The organism is Caballeronia sp. SBC1, assembly GCF_011493005.1.
GTDB lineage: Bacteria > Pseudomonadota > Gammaproteobacteria > Burkholderiales > Burkholderiaceae > Caballeronia.
On sequence record NZ_CP049156.1, the window covers coordinates 3,963,338 to 3,984,408 of the forward strand.

17 protein-coding genes are annotated in these 21,071 nt (G+C 59.8%); 6 read left to right on the top strand and 11 right to left on the bottom strand.

The window, feature by feature from the left end; translation table 11 throughout:
* Positions 1–10: 10 nt before the first annotated feature.
* Complete coding sequence (locus tag SBC1_RS17730; protein ID WP_165092959.1) at positions 11–508, bottom strand: Lrp/AsnC family transcriptional regulator; 498 nt, start codon at positions 506–508, stop codon at positions 11–13.
* 117 nt (positions 509–625) lie between these two features.
* Here SBC1_RS17730 and SBC1_RS17735 point away from each other — a divergent pair, with 117 nt between their 5' ends.
* From SBC1_RS17735 to SBC1_RS17745, 3 genes are all read left to right on the top strand, one after another.
* On the top strand, positions 626–913 hold the full coding sequence (locus SBC1_RS17735; protein ID WP_165988724.1) for a 4a-hydroxytetrahydrobiopterin dehydratase: 288 nt from the start codon (positions 626–628) through the stop codon (positions 911–913).
* A gap of 569 nt (positions 914–1,482) precedes the next feature.
* Entirely contained in the window at positions 1,483–2,172 is a 690-nt protein-coding gene (locus tag SBC1_RS17740; RefSeq protein ID WP_165092961.1) for a response regulator transcription factor, read from the top strand.
* A 107-nt stretch (positions 2,173–2,279) separates the two neighbouring features.
* Complete coding sequence (locus tag SBC1_RS17745) at positions 2,280–3,725, top strand: sensor histidine kinase (RefSeq protein WP_241202128.1); 1,446 nt, start codon at positions 2,280–2,282, stop codon at positions 3,723–3,725.
* Between the two features lie 60 nt (positions 3,726–3,785).
* Here the strand turns inward: SBC1_RS17745 and SBC1_RS17750 are convergent, their stop codons facing one another.
* From SBC1_RS17750 to mnmC, 8 genes are all read right to left on the bottom strand, one after another.
* Positions 3,786–4,241, bottom strand: a complete 456-nt coding sequence (locus tag SBC1_RS17750; protein ID WP_089162625.1) for an SET domain-containing protein — start codon at positions 4,239–4,241, stop codon at positions 3,786–3,788.
* A 308-nt stretch (positions 4,242–4,549) separates the two neighbouring features.
* Positions 4,550–5,662 (bottom strand): NADH:flavin oxidoreductase/NADH oxidase, encoded by a 1,113-nt coding sequence (locus tag SBC1_RS17755; RefSeq protein ID WP_165092963.1) that lies wholly within the window; start codon positions 5,660–5,662, stop codon positions 4,550–4,552.
* 110 nt (positions 5,663–5,772) lie between these two features.
* Entirely contained in the window at positions 5,773–6,480 is a 708-nt protein-coding gene (locus SBC1_RS17760; protein ID WP_165092964.1) for an MOSC domain-containing protein, read from the bottom strand.
* A 29-nt stretch (positions 6,481–6,509) separates the two neighbouring features.
* The gene (locus SBC1_RS17765) at positions 6,510–7,229 is read right to left on the bottom strand and encodes a glutamine amidotransferase (protein ID WP_165092965.1); all 720 of its coding nucleotides are present in this window, start codon (positions 7,227–7,229) and stop codon (positions 6,510–6,512) included.
* Positions 7,230–7,424: 195 nt separating this feature from the next.
* Complete coding sequence (locus SBC1_RS17770) at positions 7,425–8,069, bottom strand: MarR family winged helix-turn-helix transcriptional regulator (RefSeq protein WP_165092966.1); 645 nt, start codon at positions 8,067–8,069, stop codon at positions 7,425–7,427.
* A 694-nt stretch (positions 8,070–8,763) separates the two neighbouring features.
* Positions 8,764–9,879 (bottom strand): YbdK family carboxylate-amine ligase, encoded by a 1,116-nt coding sequence (locus SBC1_RS17775; RefSeq protein ID WP_165092967.1) that lies wholly within the window; start codon positions 9,877–9,879, stop codon positions 8,764–8,766.
* A 183-nt stretch (positions 9,880–10,062) separates the two neighbouring features.
* Entirely contained in the window at positions 10,063–11,265 is a 1,203-nt protein-coding gene (locus SBC1_RS17780; RefSeq protein ID WP_165092968.1) for a cation:proton antiporter, read from the bottom strand.
* Positions 11,266–12,024: 759 nt separating this feature from the next.
* Entirely contained in the window at positions 12,025–13,893 is a 1,869-nt protein-coding gene (gene mnmC, locus SBC1_RS17785) for a bifunctional tRNA (5-methylaminomethyl-2-thiouridine)(34)-methyltransferase MnmD/FAD-dependent 5-carboxymethylaminomethyl-2-thiouridine(34) oxidoreductase MnmC (RefSeq protein WP_165988726.1), read from the bottom strand.
* A 436-nt stretch (positions 13,894–14,329) separates the two neighbouring features.
* Between mnmC and SBC1_RS17790 the strand changes: the two genes are divergently transcribed.
* On the top strand, positions 14,330–14,608 hold the full coding sequence (locus SBC1_RS17790) for an HU family DNA-binding protein (protein WP_031364544.1): 279 nt from the start codon (positions 14,330–14,332) through the stop codon (positions 14,606–14,608).
* A gap of 82 nt (positions 14,609–14,690) precedes the next feature.
* Here the strand turns inward: SBC1_RS17790 and SBC1_RS17795 are convergent, their stop codons facing one another.
* Together SBC1_RS17795 and SBC1_RS17800 are read right to left on the bottom strand one after the other, a co-directional pair.
* The gene (locus tag SBC1_RS17795; protein ID WP_165988728.1) at positions 14,691–15,845 is read right to left on the bottom strand and encodes a GTP-binding protein; all 1,155 of its coding nucleotides are present in this window, start codon (positions 15,843–15,845) and stop codon (positions 14,691–14,693) included.
* Positions 15,846–16,044: 199 nt separating this feature from the next.
* A complete protein-coding gene (locus SBC1_RS17800; protein WP_165093494.1) occupies positions 16,045–16,491 on the bottom strand; it encodes a lytic transglycosylase domain-containing protein in 447 nt (148 codons plus the stop codon).
* A 661-nt stretch (positions 16,492–17,152) separates the two neighbouring features.
* Between SBC1_RS17800 and gspD the strand changes: the two genes are divergently transcribed.
* Positions 17,153–19,585 (top strand): type II secretion system secretin GspD, encoded by a 2,433-nt coding sequence (gspD, locus tag SBC1_RS17805; RefSeq protein WP_165092971.1) that lies wholly within the window; start codon positions 17,153–17,155, stop codon positions 19,583–19,585.
* A complete protein-coding gene (gspE, locus tag SBC1_RS17810) occupies positions 19,582–21,069 on the top strand; it encodes a type II secretion system ATPase GspE (RefSeq protein WP_305879076.1) in 1,488 nt (495 codons plus the stop codon). The genes gspD and gspE overlap by 4 nt, the downstream gene beginning before the upstream one ends.
* Positions 21,070–21,071 lie beyond the last annotated feature (2 nt).

The window sequence follows — 21,071 nt, forward strand, 5'->3', positions numbered from 1 at the left end:
ACTCGCCAGCCTAATCAGGCGAATCTGGCGGAGTGGCGGCGAGATGTCCCAGCGGTAGCGGTCCGTTGCGCTTGAATGTGGTCAGCACAATATTGGAGCGCACGCTGTCTACGCCGGGAACTCGCATCAGCTTTTTCATGACGAACGTTGACAGCGCGTTCAGATCCGGCGCAACAATTCGCAGCAGATAATCGGCGTCGCCAACGGTCGCATGGCATTCGAGCACTTCGGGCAGGGCTTCGATCTGCTGCTGGAACTGGTCGATAACGGTATCGCCGTGATGCTTCAGCTTGAGGCTCGTGAAAGCGGTCACGCCGAGGCCGAGTTTTTCGGGGCGCAGCACAACCCGGTAACCATCGATCACGCCAGTCGCCTCCAGGCGTTGCAGGCGGCGACCGATCTGCGAGGGCGACAACGGCACTTCCTCGCCGAGTTGTTGATGCGTTGCGCGGCCGAAGCGCTGAAGAACGTCGAGCAGCGCGAGATCGAAGTGATCAAGGTCGACCATGTGGATATCCTGCGTGAAAAGCCGAAAGACGCAAGCTTACCGCGTGATCCCCCGATCCCTTGAGCGCATGCGTTGCGCAGACGCCCTGAAACCATCGATCGAGCAAGGAGAGCCAACATGGTCAAGAAGCTTACAACGGAAGAACTGCCCAAACTTCTCGCGGAGTTAAAGCACTGGCAGCTCAGCGCGGATGGCAGTTCAATTCACCGAAGTTTCAAGTTCGCCGATTTCAACGAAGCATTCGGTTTCATGACCCGCGTGGCAATAAAAGCGCAGGAAATGGACCACCATCCAGAATGGTCGAATGTGTACAACAAGGTGGAAATCACGCTCTCGACGCATACCGCAAAAGGGCTGACGGAACGCGATATCGCGCTCGCAAAATTCATCGATTCCATCACCTGAACCGCGTGAGATCTGCTTACCAACCTGACTTCCGCGACAAATGCGTAACAGTCGTATTACAAACGATGACATTCAAAATCCGCAATAAGCGAGCTGGAAAGGGCCGCATGGGGACAAAACTCGCTTATTCGAAAGCAGAAACAAAGGTATTCGCAAGTCTGAGACAATGGAATCTTTCAACGAGAAAGAAAACTATTAATACAGGCGTAAGCTTTCACTACGCCCTCAGCGCTCTGACGGCTCCAGTCCATTGGCGGCACAGACCGACACTGTACAATCAGCAGCGCACACGGTTTGGACAGTCCGTTTGTCTCTTGCAGTGACCGCAATTGTCGCCACGGGGACCAAACGGACGTGCTGGAAACCGGTCGCGGAGTGGTGTCCGCGGACTGGGGAATTCCGGCATGTCCGGCCGCAGGAGAATCGCTGCACAACGAGGCGCGTGCAGCGTTTGGCGTAAAAGGATTGCTGATATGACTCGGACGGCGCCGCGGTAAGAAAGGTAGGCAATTCCGGCTGGCGGCCGCGACGCGCAATCGAGCCCAACCCATCGTATAAGAGCGACTTCCATGCGAATCCTTCTGATCGAAGACGACCGCCCCATCGCGCGCGGCATTCAAAGTAGCCTTGAACAAGCCGGCTTTACCGTCGATATGGTCCACGACGGCATTTTCGCGGAGCAAGCCCTCACGCAAAATCGCCATGAACTGGTGATTCTCGATCTCGGCTTGCCGGGTATCGACGGCATGACGCTGTTGTCACGTTTCCGCCAGGGCAATCGTCATACGCCAGTGATTATCCTGACCGCGCGCGACGAACTGCATGACCGCGTCCAGGGCCTGAACAGCGGCGCCGACGACTACATGCTCAAACCGTTTGAACCCTCCGAACTCGAAGCGCGTATTCGCGCCGTGATGCGCCGCAGCGGCCCGCATGGCGATGTACCGCGTCCGGAAGTATCGCTGGGCGGCTTGCGCCTCTCGGGCGTCGATCGCCGCATTTTCAACGACGAAAAACCGCTCGAACTGTCGCCGCGTGAATTCGCCGTCCTCGAAATGCTGTTGCTGCGCCACGGCCGTGTAGTCAGCAAGGCGCAATTGCAGGATCACCTGACGCACTTCGGCGGCGATCTGGGCGACACCGCCATTGAAGTCTACGTGCACCGGGTTCGCAAGAAACTCGAAAACTGCCGCGTGGAAATCGTGACGGTGCGGGGCTTCGGCTACTTGCTGCAGGAAATCCGGCAGGCCACCGCGTAAGTGGTTTGTCGATGGCTCAACCAGCCTGACGAGCGATAACCAGTACCTTGCGATTCCCTCCCCGGCGCACGCCTGACGAACGTTTCGAACGCGCCGACTGGCTGCATCTGGCGCGCTCGGCAACCACGTCCGCGCGCGTGCCGCCCAGCCTGCGGCGTTCGCTGTTGCGCCGCCTTGCCGCGCCGCTGTCGCTGCTCGCGTTAATGAGCGGATTGATGGCGTACTGGCTTGCGTGGCAATACACGCAGCACGTGGTCGACCGCTCGCTCGCCGATCTCGCGACGGCTATCTCCAAGCAAATCCAGCTAGCGGGCGTCGACGCACCGGTGACGGTGCCGCCGCTCGCCCGCGCGATGTTCTCGGATCCCGTCGAACAACTGATCTACCGGATCAGCGACGGCGACAGCGAAATCGCGGGCGAACCCGATCTCCCGCTGACCGGCACGAACGTGCGCCGGATCCACTACGCCTATATCTTCGAGACGTACTTCCAGGGCACGAGCGTGCGTGCGGCGCAGGTGCGCGTGGATCAGGCGCGCGGCAATCCGATCGTCGTGGAAGTGGCGCAGCGCGTGGGCTCCCGCTATAGGATAGCCGTCGAGTTCATGGTCGCCATCATGATGCCGCTGCTGCTGCTCCTGCTGGCGGGCTGGGTGATCGTATGGCGTGTGGTGAACCAGCAGCTCAACCCGCTGACCGATCTCGCCGATACCCTCAACCGGCAGACTCACATGTCGCTGGAACCGGTCGACGAATCGTTCGTTCCTGTCGAAATCCGTCCGCTGACGAGCGCGATGAACGCCCTGCTCGACCGCCTGAAAACTGCGCTGGACGGGCAGCGCAAATTTATTGCCGATGCCGCCCACCAGCTGCGTACGCCGCTCACCGCCGTGAAGCTGCATGCCGAGCAGGCAGCGACCGCCAAGGACCCTGCGAAGGTGCTGGACGCCGTCAGGGAGCTGCGGGCATCGGCGGATCGCGCTGTGCGCTTGTCGAATCAACTGCTCTCGCTCGCTCGGGCCGAGCCGGGCGAACAGGCCGCGCGTTTCATTGACTTCGATTACGCCACGCTTGCGTTCGAAACCGGCGCCGAATGGGTGCCGCGCGCGCTTGCTGCCGGAGTCGACCTGGGCTTCCAGCGTCTCGATGACCCCGACAACGAACATCCGCTGATCGTGCGCGGCAATCTCGTGCTAGTGCGCGAGGTGATCGCCAATCTCATCGATAACGCACTGAAATACGTACCCACGTCGCGGGCCGAAGGTGCGCGTGTAACCGTCACGGTGACGCAGACCGTCGATGAAACCGGCCGCAAGATGGGCGAAATCGTGGTGGAAGACAACGGTCCGGGCGTGCCGCTGGAACAGCAGCCGGATCTGTTCAAACGCTTTTTCCGCGGCGATGGCCACGGCGTGGAAGGCGGCGCCGGACTAGGTCTCGCAATCGTCCACGACATCATGATCCTGCATAACGGCAGCGTGCATTACGAAGACGCTCCAGCGCCCGAGGGCGGCGCGCGTTTCATCGTGCGGATGCCTTTGAAAACAGCATGAAAAACGCCACGGAGGAAACCTGCCGTGGCGTTCGTTTAGCTGACATCCTCTGCGAAAGCCCTACTTTTTCTTCTTCAACGCCAACATGGTGCCGCGGCACTTTTTGGCGCCGCAGCGGCACTCGTATTCCTTCTTGAGCTTCTTCGTGATGCGACCGTCGATGACAAGACCGTAGTCGTAGTACAGCTCTTCATCTTCCTTGATCGCACGCAGCGCGTGGATGAACACGCGCCCTTCCTTCTCTTCGGCTTCGCAATTCGGCGCGCACGAATGGTTGATGTAGCGTGCGCTGTTGCCGTCGACTTTGCCGTCGATCACCTTGCCATTTTCGAGCGCGAAATAGAACGTATGGTTCGGCTCGTCAGGGTTGTGCGGATGACGGCGCAACGCCTCTTTCCACGAAATACGTTCGCCTTTGTACTCGATTATCCGTTCGCCTTTGGCAAGCGGCATCGCGGCGAACACGCCCTTGCCGTGTATGCCCGAACGGCGGACGGCGACCCTCCGTGAACTCATCGAATGAATCCTTTAAAACGAATCGGTTTGGCTTAGCAGACACTTCAACTTCGCCCCGTCCCGGTTTCACGCGAACGGTGACGAACCGGAACGTGGATCAAAAAAACGCGGCGGCCTGAATGCGAGGCGCCGCCGCGTTGCTGTCTTTCTCATTGCATGAGTTGCTTCGTTTGCATCGGTTACTTCATGTGCTGCAATTCTCGGTCGTTCGCCGCCCACGTGAGGTTGAAACCATGCAGGCGAACAACGGCATCGTACACGTTAGGCGCGCACGAATTCAACCGCTCCATAAATTCAAGCCGCGAGTTTCAGCGTTGACCGAACGAGATATCGCCGAACAACGCTTTCTGATCGCGCGGCTGCGAGCGCCAGTATTGCGGCGGCGCTTCAACGGTCGCACCCAGTTGCGCAGCCGCGTGCCACGGCCAGCGCGGATTGTAGAGCAGCGCACGCGCCAACGCGACGAGATCCGCCTCTCCCGACTCAATAATTTCTTCGGCATGCTGCGGGTCGGTGATGAGACCCACGCCCATGGTATTCACGCCCGTAGCTTCCTTGATGGCTTTGGCAAACGGCAGTTGATAACCCGGCGACAGCGGAATTTTTTGCAGCGGGGAAACGCCGCCCGAAGACACATCGATCCAGTCCACCTTGTGTTTCTGCAACTCTTTCACGAACGCGATGGTCTGCTCGAGATCCCATCCACCTTCCACCCAATCCGATGCCGACACACGCAGGCCGACAGGTTTATCGGCGGGAAAAGCAGCGCGCACGGCGTCGAAGACTTCCAGCGGAAAACGCATCCGGTTTTCGAGCGAGCCGCCGTATTCATCGGTGCGCTGGTTGGCAAGCGGTGAGAGGAACTGATGCAGCAGATAACCGTGGGCCGCGTGCACTTCAAGTGCATCGACCCCCAAGCGCGCGGCGCGCTTCGCCGTCGCCACGAAGGCTTCGCGTATGCGGATCAGGCCGGCTGCATCGAGAGCTAGCGGCGGCGTTTCGCCTTCTTTATGCGGGATCGCCGACGGCGCCGAGGGCATCCAGCCGCCGTCGGAAACCGCGATCAACTGACCGCCTTCCCAGGGCACTGCGCTCGACGCTTTGCGGCCTGCGTGGCTGACCTGCATTGTGATGGCGATATGCGAATGCTTTCGAATGGCGTCGATGACCGGTTTGAGCGCAGCTTCAGTCGCGTCGTCCCAGAGGCCGAGGTCGCCGGGCGTGATACGGCCATCGGGTTCGACCGAGGTTGCTTCGAGGCAGAGCATGCCGGCGCCCGAGAGCGCGAGGTGTCCGAGGTGGATCATGTGCCACGCAGTGGCTTCGCCGCGTTCGGCTGAGTACTGGCACATCGGCGAGACCACGATGCGGTTCGGAAGCGTCACGCCTCGCAGCGTGAAGGGCGAAAACAGAGCGCTCATGGGAGGGTTTCCGGAGGGAGGAAAAAGGGGCGTTTTAGAATAGCACTTCGGTTTTTTCCCTGCTGACAGCAGACCGTGTCGCTTGACCAAAATGCCGGCGCCCTCGCCGTCTACTTCAACTCGTCAGGCGTGTTCAATCTCATCGCCCAAGACTCGACTCGGCCGGTATCGAGCCGCTTTGCCGCCGTGCTTCTCCACGATGGTGTCAGCGCCGCAAGCGCTGTCATCTGCTCGAGCGCTGACTGGTCATCCCGATCAACGTAAAACACCCGCAGCAACCGTTCAATGCTCCATTCGGGATGCGGCCGCGCAAGCCGTTCCATGACGTCACCCGCCTCTATTTCACCGGGTTCCAGAACGCGGTAATACCAGCCTGTACGACGCGTGTCCTGCACGCGGCGCGACATGTCATGGCGGGAAAAATGGAGGTTGAGTTTCCAGCACGGCTGGCGCGGCTGCGATACCTGCACGATCACCGTACCAAGACGAAACACATCGCCGACGCACACATCTGCTTCATTCAAACCGCGTGTCGAGATGTTTTCGCCGAATGCGCCGGGAGTGTCAAAACGAGCCAAACCCGTAGACGATACCGGCCATTCGTCACGCCAGACGGCGTAGTGGTCACGGCTATAGTGATGCAGCGCCTTCTCCGGGCCGCCATGATGCTTGCGTTCGAACTGGTGATCGCCTTCCAACCCGGTTTCACCCACCCGAACGCGCGCCGGTACCGGCACTTTGTGAATCGCGCTGTATTTGCCCTGCGTGCCGAGCGGTGCAACTTCTCCGGCAAGCACGGCGTCAATCACAGGATTCATGGTGCGTTACCTTCAGTTCGTCTAAACCTTTATTTGGCTGGCTCGAAACGGTCCAGCCATTCGCCAAACATCTTGCGCGCGGCGAGTTCGAGCGCCGGGCCGTACCGGACGGTGTCAGCCCGTAAGGCAGTTACGGTAGTCCCGCTTTCCGCCACTTCGCCCGGATACGCAACAAGCCAGCTTTCGAAACGGTCGACCAGGACTTCCGGATGGCATTGCAGGCCCAGGACATGGTCGCCCCAGCTGAAGGCCTGGTTCTCGCAAAGATCTGTGGATGCCAGCCGCGTGGCGCCATCGGGGAGATCGAAGGTGTCGCCGTGCCAATGGAGAACCGGCGTTGACTGACCATCCGCTTCGAGATGCCGCAAAGCGGAAGCCCGTCCCGCCTCGGTCAGCGTCAGCGCCTTCCAGCCGAGTTCTTTTTGCGCCGCCGGATAAACCTTCGCGCCGAGCGCACGGGCAATCAACTGCGCACCCAGGCAGATGCCGATAGTCGGCAAGCCCGCCGCAATGCGCTTTTCCAGCATGGCGAGCAATGGATTCAGATGAGGAAACAGCGCGTCATCATAAGCGCCGATCGGGCCGCCGAGGACGACCATTAACGAAGTATCGAGCGGATTGGGAGCGTCAATACGAGCGCGGCCCACGTCGAGATAACGCACCAGCTGGCCGCGATCGCCCAACACCCGTTCCAGGCTGCCGAGATCTTCGAAATAGACGTGGCGTATCGCCAGGACTTCACGTTTCATCGGCGGTCACCCAGGAAAGCCGGCAAGCTGAGATCAGTGCGCGGCATGAGGCGGCGCACACGAAGGAGAGGCACGGTCGAGCAGCCGGCGCACCGCCAACGGGCACGCGGCTCGGATAGTCTAACCGACACCGGCGTGCTTCGCGCCTTGAGCGCGAAGCACGGACGGCAAACGTGAAGCTTCAGGCAGCGACGCTTACGCGACCTGCGCGAAGATCTTCCAGTTCTTCTTCTGCTTGGCGAGATCGCCTTCTTCGTATACCGAACAATCGAGACGCAGGTCGGTATCGGCCATGTCGATCTTCAGCAACGCGCAGTGATGCGGCGTCTTCTTCGGGTTCTTGCTCGCTTCGAGGTGCTCGCAGCTCAGGCACATGCGATGCGGCGGAATCTGCTCCACCACTTCGAGCTGTCGAATGGTCTTGAGCAGGCTCCGATACAACTGTGACTGCTCGTCGGCTTTCAACGTGCCGACTGCCTTGGACAAGAACTCCGGCCATACCAGCGCCTTCTTTGCCGCCGTCTTTCCGCGTGCGGTCAGGCGTACTGCCAGCGCGCGCCCGTCGTCCAGCGCGCGGCGCTTTTCGACCAGACCCTTGCCTTCCAGCGTGCTGACGGCATCGCTCGTGGTCGCGGCGGTCAACGCCGTTTCCCGTGCGATCTCGCCAAGCCGCATTGGTCCGCGCCGCTGCATCAGCAACACGAGAATTTCGCCCTGGGTCGGCGTCAAGCCCGCACCCTCAGCCCATTCCCATGCCTGGCTACGCATCGCCGTGCTCAACCGCAGCAAACCATGGGTCACCCGCCCTGTGGCCTGCTCTCCGTATACGCCTTCGCTCATAGTCGTTCGCTTCGTCTTTCTTGATGCTTATCTGATGGTTCGGCAACGGCTTGAAACCGGTAAAACGTCAGACCCCGCTCGTTTTACCCAAGTCGCTGCAGGCTCAATCGCCGGCATACCCGACCGGCGAATCCTTTCGTATCAACTACCGTCTCAAAATTCGGGCGATCAAACCGATGCAGCTAGTTCGTCGTCCGGATCAGGACTTCTATGTTTCTCCGTGGCGCCTGTTCTAGACCGTCGAGCGCTTCATTTGTTTCACCGGTGTTGCATCCCCCTACCGGTAAAACCGACATTCTAAGCGACTGGAACCAAACGTACACCTTAGTTATTCACAAAACAGTGTGGATAAGGCCGTGGATAACCACATTATTGGATGTGCGCCGATTCTTGATAACCCCCCAGCGTGCCAATCCGCCAAATTGTTATCCCTCAAAACCCCGCTCGATGCAAGACCCCACACCGTAGTTATGCGCACTCCAAACTGTTGAGTTTGTGGAGATTTTATCGGTTGTCCACAGAATTGCACGATGCTTGTTAACTACTATTACGTATGTATACGAACTCATGACAGTAAACCTTGGAGACGCGTTATCGAGGAGCGACTCCAAAGAAAATGACGAAAAAAAACCCGCCGGAGAGCAGGTTTCTTTTTTCGGGAGGCGGTCAAACCGCTGGAGCCAAGGCCGATCTATCACTCCCGCCACTGCAGGCACTGCTGACGCACCGCTTCGTGCAGCGAACGCTCGCGATCGAAAACACCGCGTAACCAGGTTGCATCGTTCATGTTGCTGCGGGCGATATCGCCGACCTGGCGCAGTGCTTCGTTCGAACCAAGCGCTTCGGCGTGAGGCGCGATCACGTCAAGCGTCGCGAGGATGTCTTCGGCAATCGTGCGGCGCTCGCCCGTCTGCGGATCGATGCAACTGCCTTCCAGGCCGAAGCGGCAAGCTTCAAACCGATTGAACGTGTAGACGAGGTAGTCGTCCTCTTTCAACGTCAGAGGTTTGTCGAGCAACAGGTAGCGCGCAAGCGTCTGGATGTAGCAAGCAATGGCGGCCGCGCGATCGACCGACAGCGGCGTGTCCATCACCCGGACTTCGATCGTGCCGAAACCCGGCTTCGGCCGGATGTCCCAGTAGAAATCTTTCATGCTGTTGACCACGCCGGTGCTGACCATCTTCGAGAAATATTCCTCGAAGCTGTCCCACGTGAGCGTGAACGGCGCCCGCCCGGACAGCGGAAATGCAAAGACAGAATTGAGGCGCGCGGAATGAAAGCCGGTATCTACCCCTTGCACGTACGGCGACGAAGCCGACAACGCGATGAAGTGCGGAATGAAGCGCGACATGGAATGCAGCAGGAACAACGCGCTGTCCGGGTCCGGGCAGCCAATGTGCACGTGCTGGCCGAACACCGTGAACTGCTTCGCGAGGTAACCGTAGAGCTCGGAAAGGTACTGAAAGCGCGGTGTATCGAAGATCTGGCGGTCGCTCCACTGCTGGAAGGCGTGCGTGCCACCGCCACACAGCCCGACGTTGAGGTGGTCAGCAGCGGACACGAGAGTGTCGCGGATGGCACGGAGGTCCGTTAAAGCCTGTTCGTGTGTCGTACAAATGCCGGTGGACAACTCGATCATGCTTTCGGTTATCTCCGGCGTGATGCTGCCAGGGATCTTTTCGTCCTTGACGAGCCGCATGAGATCGGAGGCGGCCTTGGTCAGGTCGTAGTCATGCGTGTTGACGACCTGGATCTCGAGTTCGACGCCGAAGGTGAACGGCTCCGAGTTGATGAAAGGTTCGAGTGACATGGTGCCTCTTGATTGACAAAGCCTGGGTCGCCGGTCGACACGTCATGGGCTCGACGCGCCGGGTAAGCCGGGGCAAACCCGGTCATGCGCTCAAGCGCTCCGTGACAGGTTCGATGACACGCCCGGCGACCCGCAAAAAAGGAGAAAAACAGCATGAAACGCTGCTTAAACCTTACTTGAACACTACTCGCGCCGTTCGCCAATCGCCGACAAGCTGCGATACACGAGGAACGGAGTAACAATTTGCAGCACGACGATCGAGCACATCACGATTGCCCGCAGCGTCGGGTCGTAGTCGGGATACAGCACGTACATATCGTCGACTAGCAGGTAAGCGAGCGCCGACATTGGCGTCAACGCCACGCCGAGCGCCGCACCCTGCTTCCAGTTGAGGCCGCTCGGCTTCGCGAAGATCAGCACGCCGGCCAGCTTGCCAATGAAACGCGCCACGATCAGCGCCAGTGCAGCCACACCGCCCAGCGCGATATCGCGCCATTCGAACGATGTCAGCGTCAGTGCGAACAAAATCACGGTCAGCAACCAGCCCGCCGTGCCGAAATGTGTTGGCCAGAGCTGCGGCCGCTCGTTCGAATTCTTCACGATGATGCCGGCCGCCAGCAACGCAAGAATGGTCGACAGCTTGAACACATGCGCGATCGCGATGGCGAGCAGCACGAGACCGAACAGCGCGACGAACGAATGCTCGTCGTTGGTATTCAGTCGCCTGTAGAGCAGATTACAGGCCAGTGCGAGGAGGAGCGCCAGCGCGAGCGAACCGAGCAGCAGATAAAGCGGCTGGACGATTGTTGCAAGCGTGTTGCCGTAAATTTCCTGATGCAGCACGCCGGCCGCGAGTTTTTCCACGATCACCGCATACATGCTGTTGAGCGCGGTCAGCGTGAGCAATCGTTGTGTGACCTGGCCTTCCGCGCGCAGTTCGGTGCGCAGTTGAATGACCATGGCTGGCGATGTTGCCATGGCGATTGCAGCGATCACAACAGACGGCATGGTCGGCACTTTGCACAGCGTCAACGCGATCAATACGAAACCGAACGTGAGCGTGCTTTCAGCAACACTCGATAAGATCAGATAAGGATTGCGGCGAATCCAGCGCAAGTCGAGCCGGCTGCCGAGCTCGAACAGGAGCAGGCCGAGCGCGACGTCGAGTAAGGGCCGCGAAATTCCGGCTGAACTGACATCGATCACACCAAAACCCGCGTTGCCCGCGATCAGGCCAATGACAGCGTAGCCCGTAATGCGCGGCAAACGCCAGGCGCGCCAGAGCAGTTCACCGCAGAGGCCGGCGGCGACCAGTGCAAGGCCGGCCCAAAAAATGGCATCGGGTGTGAGTGGCCAAACCGGTAGGAATGAAAAGGCCGACTTCATCGTGAGGACTTCTCCTTCGCAGCTAGTGCAGATAGACAGTGAATGGGCAGGTAGTGCGCGGCAACAGTGCGTGTTGCCGGAAAGATTCGTCGCCCGGTGATTCTTCAGGCGCCGTCAAACCCCGTTGGGATCCGTCGGCCAATTGACGGCCGATATGACAGCCGATTCGCTGGTTGGCCAGTCGGTCCGTTGCCGTCATGGCAAGGGTTACAGCGTTCTTTTCAATCCGTGTTGCTCGTTGCAGAGCCCGGTTTGAAGCGATAAGCCGGCAAAGCGGCCAAACGAAAGAACGAGGATTGTGCCATAGCTCCCGGCGACGCCTGTTCGATCTCCATGGACGCTTAAACCCAGCGGTAACAATGGCTTATGGCGTGTCTGTATGAGGAAAAATCTACTTTCAGGCAGCCGGATCTTCTTGTCGTTTCGTCTGAGATAACGCGGTTTTTCAACTTTGAGGGCCTGCCGATGACGCTTGTTTTAAGGTTTACAAGTTTTGTTTATATATATGTAGTAGTAGTTAACAAGACCGCACGATTTCTGTGGATAACTCCATTTTCATCAACGTTTACAAACGCTTGAAGGGCGCATAAGCAGATAGTGAACGTGTGGGCGGCGGAGCGCGAACTCGGAACAACTTTCGGTGGATTCGCGGCGCGACCAAGTTGTCCCGTTTACGCCCACAGCGAGTACACAGGTCATTCGCGTGAAATTCGACAAGTTATCCACAGGCTGCGGTGGATAGTTTGCCGACCGATCGTTTTAGCCGAGTTCGCCTTGTCGTAATGCCCGTAGAAGGAAGCGTCCTGGATCGATAGCTTCAGCCAGCTCACGTTCGATCGGCCACGGTTCCCCTTCGATTTGCGCCGCGATCAGCTCGGCGGCCAGCGTCGACCACACCAGTCCGCGCGAACCGAAAGCAAACGCGCCGTACAAGCCGGCCGTGCGCGGCAAATCGAGCGGCCATGCGCCGGAAAGACGGGTCGCATTGGCACGTGCGGCGGATTCGTCGGCGAGGGCGCCGATCATCGGCATGCGGTCGCTCGTCACCGATCGGAAAGCTACGCGGCCTTCCAGCGTTTCCGCTTGAGGCACGAACCCCGCCAGGGCGGGCAGCATCATCGCGACACGTTCAAGATTCTCGATATGTCCGGCGGCCTGGATCTGCGTGTTGATGTCGTCAATATCGTAGGTCGCGCCCGTCAGCGTCCGATGCGCGCCGAGCGGCACGGCGTAGCCATCGCCGACGATGGGAACACGCAGACCATCGAGCGGACTCGAGTCCAGTAGCGTTAGCTGGCCGCGTACGCCGCGCGTCGGCAGGCCATGGAGTCCCGCGAGGCGTTGCGCATCGCCGGCGTTGGCGAGGATCACGACGGGGGCGTGGGCGACGGCGCGGCCAGTGGTGTCGAAGGCAGTCCATGTGTCGTTTTTCCGATCTATACGCGCGACTTCCGTGCCGAAGCGGGGGGTGAGCAAATCTCCCGCAGCCTTGCATTGCGCGGCGCATATCGCGGCGGGGGAAATCCAGCCGCCGTGAGGGAAAAACCAGCCGGGACGCGCGACAGGCTGGCCGGCCAGACGGGTGGCTTCGTGTTCATCGACAGCTATTACATAGGACGGCGGTAAGCCGAAGCGCTTGATCGCAGATGCAATTGCGTGCGCATCGTAGGTGGAATCTGCGATTTGCAGCAATCCCTCGTGGCTGCGGTTCAAGGTGTGGCCGGCGCGCTCGAGTTCGGACCAACGGTGCAGCGCGTAGAGAAATCCTGCGCGTGTCAGGCGGGCGGCAATGCTGTCGTCACGCCAGACGATCGGGTGAAAGACCCCAGCGGGGTTACCCGACGCATCGTGGGCGAGATCGTTGTGACGCTCGATCAGGCTGACTCGCCATCCCCGCGACGCAAGGCGCTCGGTGATCGCGCAGCCTGCAAGGCCAGCCCCGATGACGATTGCATGGCGTGGCATTTGACGTGAGGAAGCTGGTACCGCGCTCTTCGAAAACTCTGCCGATGGAGTCGCGTTCTCAATTGCCAATGCAAGCGGCGGTTCGTGACGCCGTACACGCCAGCGTGGGGCGAAACGCGCTTTCACATGAGTGCCGTCCGGGGTTTCATCGCAGATAAAACCTGCGTCTTTGAGCGCTTGGGGAAGAAGGGGCTGCGCTTGCGCGCATAACGTCGCCTGATCCCCGGCGACACGAGCCAGCGCTTTGGCGATGTACGCCAACTTCGCATCAACCTGCGATAGCCGCAGATAAAAGGCATCGGCACGTAGCCAGACCTTCTGCAGCATTATCTCCAGCTCGCCGATGGCCAGCGTCAGCACCACCCGCCCGTTTTCAAACTCGAGCCTGTGCAGTCCGGCAACCTGCATTGGCCATGCATCGATCACTAATTGGGAAAGCGATGGCTGGTCGGTGAGCATGTCCGGATGAGCCATCGACGCCAGCGGGGCGACCGCCACGAAATGCAGGCGCTCGCAGCGCTGTGGATCTGCGCGCCAAGTGGCCCATGTCTCGATAAACAGCCGCGCAGCGTCGAATTCCGCCTGCAAAACCGTGAAATTCCGTCGCTGGAACCAGCGTTCGCGATCGACAAGCACGTTTGCGCAAAAAAAGGAATGGGTCATCCGAAAGGTTTGAAAGAAAACTGCTGATATGAGCTTCGCCGTGCATTTCCGAGGCTGCGCCGCGTTCCTCTAAAGCTAATAGGGGCAAGGCTTAGCCCGCAATACACCGGATCGACCGCCAACCGTTGGCAAAAACCAACGGAGGGTGAAATGTGCAGTACGAAAGGATTGCTTGCATGAAAAGCGCCACGGAAAGGCTTTCCGCTTGCGTCCGATCATGCGTAAATCTTCGAAACCCTTGTCCCGCTTGGGTTTGCGCTGCGTTATGATAACAACCGCCGAGTAAGGAGGAGGCCCGGCGACCGGGGTGTGAGGGTTTGCCGGAATAGTGGGCCAGGGGGCTGGACCCGCGCCAGTACTCGACTGCAAGGCCCGCGCACGTATAATCGGCGCGTTCGCGCTGTTCGTGTCAACCTAAACTGATAAAGGAACCTTAATGAATAAACAGGAACTGATCGACGCCGTGGCCGCTCAGACCGGCGCCAGCAAGGCTCAAACCGGCGAAACGCTGGACACGTTGCTCGAAGTGGTCAAGAAGGCTGTCTCGAAGGGTGACGCCGTGCAGTTGATTGGCTTCGGAAGCTTCGGTTCGGGCAAGCGCGCAGCGCGCACCGGCCGTAACCCGAAGACCGGCGAATCCATTAAGATTCCGGCCGCCAAGACCGTCAAGTTCACGGCTGGCAAGGCATTCAAGGACGCAGTGAACAAGCGGTAAGTTGGTAGCCGATTGTGTGTATAGAACCCGCCATTGGCGGGTTTTTTTTCGCCGGCGTTATTCGCCGGGCACTGGTGACAAGCTAGTGCCCGTGGGCGCCGCAATCGCAATCATCGCCGTGGTCATGATGATCGTGGCCGTGCTCATCTTCATCCATTTCCCACGACGGAAACGGATCGGGCAACAATCCCTCCGACGCTTGCGACCATTCATCATCGGTGACAAGACAGGCGTCGAAAGCCGCGCGCCAATGCGACTCGTCCAGGCTGGCTCCGATCATCGCCAGTTCCTGCCGCCGGTCGCCGATAGTCATATCGTCCGCATCACCGTACCAGTCCGCGGCAATCTCAGCTTCCAGCTCCGCATCGCCGGTCGGCCACTCGCTGCGCTCCTGCGCCGCCCACCACATGCCCGCGGGACCATGCCGCAGCGCGCCCCCCGCTTGCGACAGCGAGCCACCAATATCGCTGCGTGTCGCCAGCCAGAAGAAGCCTTTGCAACGCAATACACCCGGCCATTCCTGATGCACCAGCGCCCACAGCCGCTCGGGATGAAACGGCCGCCGCGCGCGATACACAAAACCGCCAACACCGAGGTCATCGGCCGCCAATTCCGACGCCGAATCCGGATCGGCGTTCAGCATTGCCAGCCAGCCGGGCGCGCTTGACGTTGCATCGAAGTCGAAGCGGTCTGTGTTCAGCAACTCGCTCGCCGGCACGACGCCTTGATGCGCATCGATCAGCTCGGCACGCGGATTGAGCGCGTGCAGAACGCGCCGGAGTTTAGCGAGTGTGTCGGTATCGATGAGATCCGTCTTGTTGATCACGATCACATCGCAGAACTCGATCTGCGCGATCAGCGCTTCCACAACCGTGCGGTCGTCGTGAGCATCGCTTGCCAAGCCGCGCTCGCTCAGCGAATCCGTCGACGCGTAATCGCGCGAAAAGCTTTCCGCGTCAACGACGGTCAAGATTGTGTCGAGGTGCGCAATGTCGTTATCGAAGACAAGACTTTCGGCTATCACCTGCGGGTCATCGGTACCGGACGCTTCCACCACGATCGCGTTGAAGCGACCCCCAGCAGCAACGCTGTTGATTTCACTCGACAGATCGTCGATCCGTGCGCGAACAACCGCGATGGACGTGCCGGCTTGATCCGCGAGCAAATGGTCGAGCAGGGTGGTCTTGCCTACGCCTGGCAAACCGGCAAGCACGGTAACGGGCAGGGGCTGATTCATCGCGTTTGGCATCGAAAGAGGGCGCGTAGTCGCGCGAGCGGCCGCTGAAAACGGCGGCGCTTTCAAGAAAACCCGCCTCGGATAGGGGCGAGCTGGAACGCGGAATTGTGCATCAAACGCGGCCGGAACGCCGCGCCATGCGATGAAAAACAGAAGAAGCCAGACGAAACAAAACGAAATGATGCGAAGTGAACCTGAATCAGCGCGATGCCGTCAGCAACTTCCACTTGCCCAGGATATTGATGATCTGCCGCGAGTACTGATCGCGCAGCGACGGCGTTTCCGAGTGATAAGCGCCGACCGCTTGCCACGTGTTGCCATACTTGTTCATCTTCTGGCGCAAATGCCATGCGGCGATGTAGACCGACTTGCACGGCTGCATCAGCGTGGTGGTCGAGATCCCGTACTGTGCGAGCTGCGTCAGGTGCACCGAATTGATCTGCATCAGGCCGTAATCGATGGAACCGTTCGCGTTCTTGTTCATTGCGTCCGGCTGGTTGTGCGACTCTTGCCACGCGATTGCCCGCAGGATCAGCGGATTGACCTTTTGATACTTGGCGGCTTCATCGAAGCAGTCGGCGTGCGCGGGCGCGGCTGCCAGCGAGGCGCCGAAACCGATCGCAAAGAGTCGCAAAAACATTTTCATCATGTTGGGCACCACCTGATCAACTGTGCACCTCGCACCCGTGAACGGCTGCGGTGAGGACACCAATTTTTCGGCAAAACCGGGTAACACCCGGTAAAACTAGGTAAGACTTGGTAAACACGGGAAAACCCACCCGCACTTCGCGCATCCGGTGCGCCGAAGCGCTCGTATCATACCGGCAGACTATTGCCTTTTAAATTTAACCATCCGACATAGCCAAGGCATGTGACGCCAATTAATCCGAAAGGAATTCGAAAGTCAGACAAATCAACCGCGTTCGTCTTTATAGGCGCATGAAACCCGAATGGCTCTACTGCACGGGGGAAAGCGAACAAATATGACAAGTTCAACCTCTTCTCTATATGGAAAGGGCTGAGTAAGGGTCAATATGTATTTGTTTTATCAGATGTTTTTTTGAGATTTCTGACCCCCTTTAGTATTTATGGATCGTCGGCCAAAGATTAGTACTTTTGTGACAAACCTGACACGAAAAGCTGCTATGGTTCACGTTTTTGGGATATGGCATTGCCCGGGCATCGGCCCTGGAAACGTCTGTTTTAAGCCGTCGTGATGTTGAAAGTGTCGAAAGACACGCAACACAACCGGTTTTCAGCGACGTGGTCAGCAGGTCTAGACATCACACTCCATGAGAAGAAAACGTATGGCATTGCGTCGCGCCGCGACGGCTTTGCTGGTGGCTGGTCTTGTCACCACGCAACTTGCGCACGCACAGGTGACACTGAATTTCGTCAACGCGGATATCGATCAGGTTGCGAAGGCAATCGGCGCCGCGACTGGGAAGACGATCATCGTCGACCCGCGGGTCAAAGGGCAGTTGAATCTTGTATCGGAAAATCCGGTGCCAGAGGAACAGGCTTTGAAAACGCTGCAGTCGGCATTGAGAATGCAGGGCTTCGCACTCGTGCAAGATCACGGTGTGCTTAAGGTCGTGCCTGAAGCGGACGCCAAGCTGCAGGGCGTGCCGACCTATGTCGGCAACGCGCCCACCGCGAGAGGCGATCAGGTCATCACCCAGGTGTTCGAGCTGCACAACGAATCGGCCAACAACGTGTTGCCGGTCCTGCGTCCGCTGATCTCGCCGAACAACACGATCGCCGCCTACCCGGCCAACAACACGCTGGTGGTCACCGACTATGCCGACAACGTGCGGCGCATCGCGAGCATCATCGCGGGCATCGACACAGCGGCGGGCCGGCAGGTCGACGTGGTGCCGCTGAAGAACGCGAACGCGCTCGACGTGGCCGAGCAGCTGAACAAGCTGCTCGATCCAGGCTCGATAGGCAGCACCGACGCTACGCTGAAAGTCACCGTCACCGCCGATCCGCGCACGAACTCGCTGTTGCTGCGCGCGTCCAGCAGTGCGCGGCTCGCAGCGGCCAAGCAGCTCGCGCGGAGCCTCGACGCGGCCACCACGCAGCCGGGCAACATGCACGTGGTCGCGCTGCGCAATGCTGACGCCACGCGTCTCGCCAAGACACTGCGCGCGATGATGGGCAAGGGCGGCGGTGACAATTCGTCTTCGTCATCATCGTCGGGATCGGGATCGTCGAGTGGTTCGGGCTCGTTTGGCGCGGGTGGCGCCAGTTCGTCCACCGGCACGAGCGGCTTGCCGCCGCTGCCGGGCGGACTCGGCAGCAGCAGTTCATCGTCGGGCAGCAATCCGATGGCGGGCGGTGGCCAGAGCAAGGACTCCGGCTTCGGCAACAACAACGAAAGCAGCAGTTCCAACGATCAGCCCGGCAACGGCATGATCCAGGCCGACACGGCCACCAACTCGCTGATCATCACCGCGTCCGATCCCGTGTACCGCAACTTGCGCGCGGTGATCGACCAGCTCGACGCACGTCGTGCGCAGGTTTATATCGAAGCGCTGATCGTGGAATTGTCAGCAACGACGGGCGCGAATCTCGGCATTCAGTGGCAGGGCGCGCTGCTTTCGCAAAGTGGCAACAACGGCGTTTATGGCGGTACGAACCTGGGAACGGGCACGTCGAGCATTGTCGACCTGACCGCGGCGGCTTATACAGCCGGCGCCAATCCCTCGTCGCTCGCGGGGCAGACCGGCCTTCTCGCGCAGGGCCTGAACATTGGCCTGCTGCACAAGTTCGGCAACTTTTTCGGTCTGGGCGGTTTGCTGCAGGCGCTGTCGACATCGTCGGATGCGAACATTCTGTCCACGCCTAACCTCATCACGCTGGACAACGAGGAAGCGAAGATCGTGGTCGGCCAGAACGTGCCGGTGGTGACAGGCTCCTATGCCACGCCGACCGCCAACACGGGCACGTCGGTCTCCGCGTTCAATACGTTCGACCGGCGCGACGTGGGCGTGACGCTGCATGTGAAACCGCAGATCACGACGGGCGGCATTTTGAAGCTTCAGCTTTATCAGGAAGATTCCAGCGTCGATACCACCACGACCAACAATCCGGGCGGCGTGACGATCAACACGCGCTCGATCCAGTCGACCATCCTGGCGGACGATGGTGAGATCGTGGTGCTCGGCGGTTTGATGCAGGACCAGTATTCGACGAGCAACAGCAAAGTGCCGCTGCTCGGCGACATCCCCTGGATCGGCCAGTTGTTCCGCAGCGAAGCGAAGACGCGGACGAAGACGAACCTGATGGTGTTCCTGCGTCCGGTGATCGTGCGCGATCAGGCGACCAGCACGCAGATCGCGACTGATCGCTACGATTATCTGCGCCAGCAGCAGTACAACTCCACCTCCGATAACCGTATCGAGAAGGATAAGGACGTGCCGGTTCTGCCGCCCGCGCCAATTGGCCCGAGCCACGGCGGCGTGCCGTCGCAGAATCTGTTCGACTTGAACAACATGTCACGTTCGCCGTCGCAGGGCGGCAGCACGACGTTGCCGCAGGCGCCGCCGCCGAAGATGCAGGATCAGCAACAAGGTCAGTATCAGGGCCAGCAGCAGTATCAGACGGCGCAGCCGCCGGGCCAGTATCAAGGGCAGGCGCAGTATCAAGGCCAGCCGGCGAACGTGAACAACTACGCTGTGCCGAATAACTCGGCGCCGAGCGTGCCGCTCAACGGCGACGCAGGAGCGAAGCCGTGAGCACGCTGAGCCCGTCTGTCGCGAATGTTGCTACCAGCACGCCGTCGCCGCTCGCGGCACGGCTGATCCCGTACGCGTTCGCGCGGACCGGACAGATCCTGGTGGCGCACCAGCACGCGGACAGCATCGAAGTGTGGATCAGCGACAAAACCAGCGACGCGGCACTCGCCGAAGTCGCTCGCAACTTTGGCGCGCTTTCCATCGTGCGTTTGCCGGTGGCCGAGCTTTCGGCCGCGATCAATTCGGCGTACTCGCGCAATGACGGCAGCGCGGCCCAGGTCGTGGGCGAAGTGGAAGGTGAAGTCGATCTGTCGCGGCTGATGCAGGACATTCCCGAAATAGAGGATTTGCTCGAATCGGAAGACGACGCGCCGATCATCCGCATGATCAACGCGCTGCTGACGCAGGCGGCGCGCGAACAGGCATCGGATATTCATATCGAACCGTTCGAAACTTCTTCGGTGGTGCGCTTTCGCGTCGATGGCACCTTGCGCGACGTCGTGCGCCCGAAGAAGGCACTCCACGGCGCGCTGATCTCGCGTATCAAGATCATGGCGCAACTGGATATTGCGGAAAAACGGCTGCCGCAGGATGGCCGCATTACGCTGCGCGTAGGCGGCCGGCCGGTGGACGTGCGTGTGTCCACGCTGCCGACCGGTCATGGCGAACGCGCGGTGCTGCGTCTGCTGGAAAAGGATGCGCAACGCCTGAACCTCGAAACGCTGGGCATGGCGCGCGACACGCTGGTTCATTTCGACAAACTGATCGGCCGTCCGCACGGCATCGTGCTGGTGACTGGTCCAACGGGTTCCGGCAAGACGACCACGCTGTATGCCTCGATGTCGCGCCTCGAAACCGCCACCACCAACATCATGACGGTGGAAGATCCTATCGAATACGACTTGGGCGGGATCGGTCAGACGCAGGTCAACGAGCGCATTGGCATGACTTTCGCGCGCGCGTTGCGATCCATTTTGCGGCAGGATCCGGACATCATCATGATCGGGGAAATCCGCGATCTGGAAACGGCGCAGATTGCCGTGCAGGCATCGCTGACCGGTCACCTCGTGCTAGCCACGCTCCACACGAACGACGCGGCGTCCGCTGTCACGCGTCTCACCGACATGGGCGTCGAGCCGTATCTGCTGGCGTCGTCATTGCTCGGCGTGCTGGCGCAGCGGTTGGTGCGGCAGTTGTGTACGGTGTGCAGGGAAGAGCGCTCGGACGACGGCCACATTCATTGGCACGCGGTTGGCTGCGACAAGTGCGGCAACTCGGGTTATTCAGGGCGTCGCGGCGTGTACGAACTGTTGTTGCTTGACGATCCTATCCGCGCGCTGATTCATCGAAATGCATCGGATGCCGAAATTTTGACGGCCGGCCGCGCGCAAGGAATGCGCACGCTGCGCGAGGATGCAAACCGGTGGCTCGCGACTGGCGCAACGTCGCTGGAAGAAGTGCTGCGCGTGACGGGCGGAGACTAAAC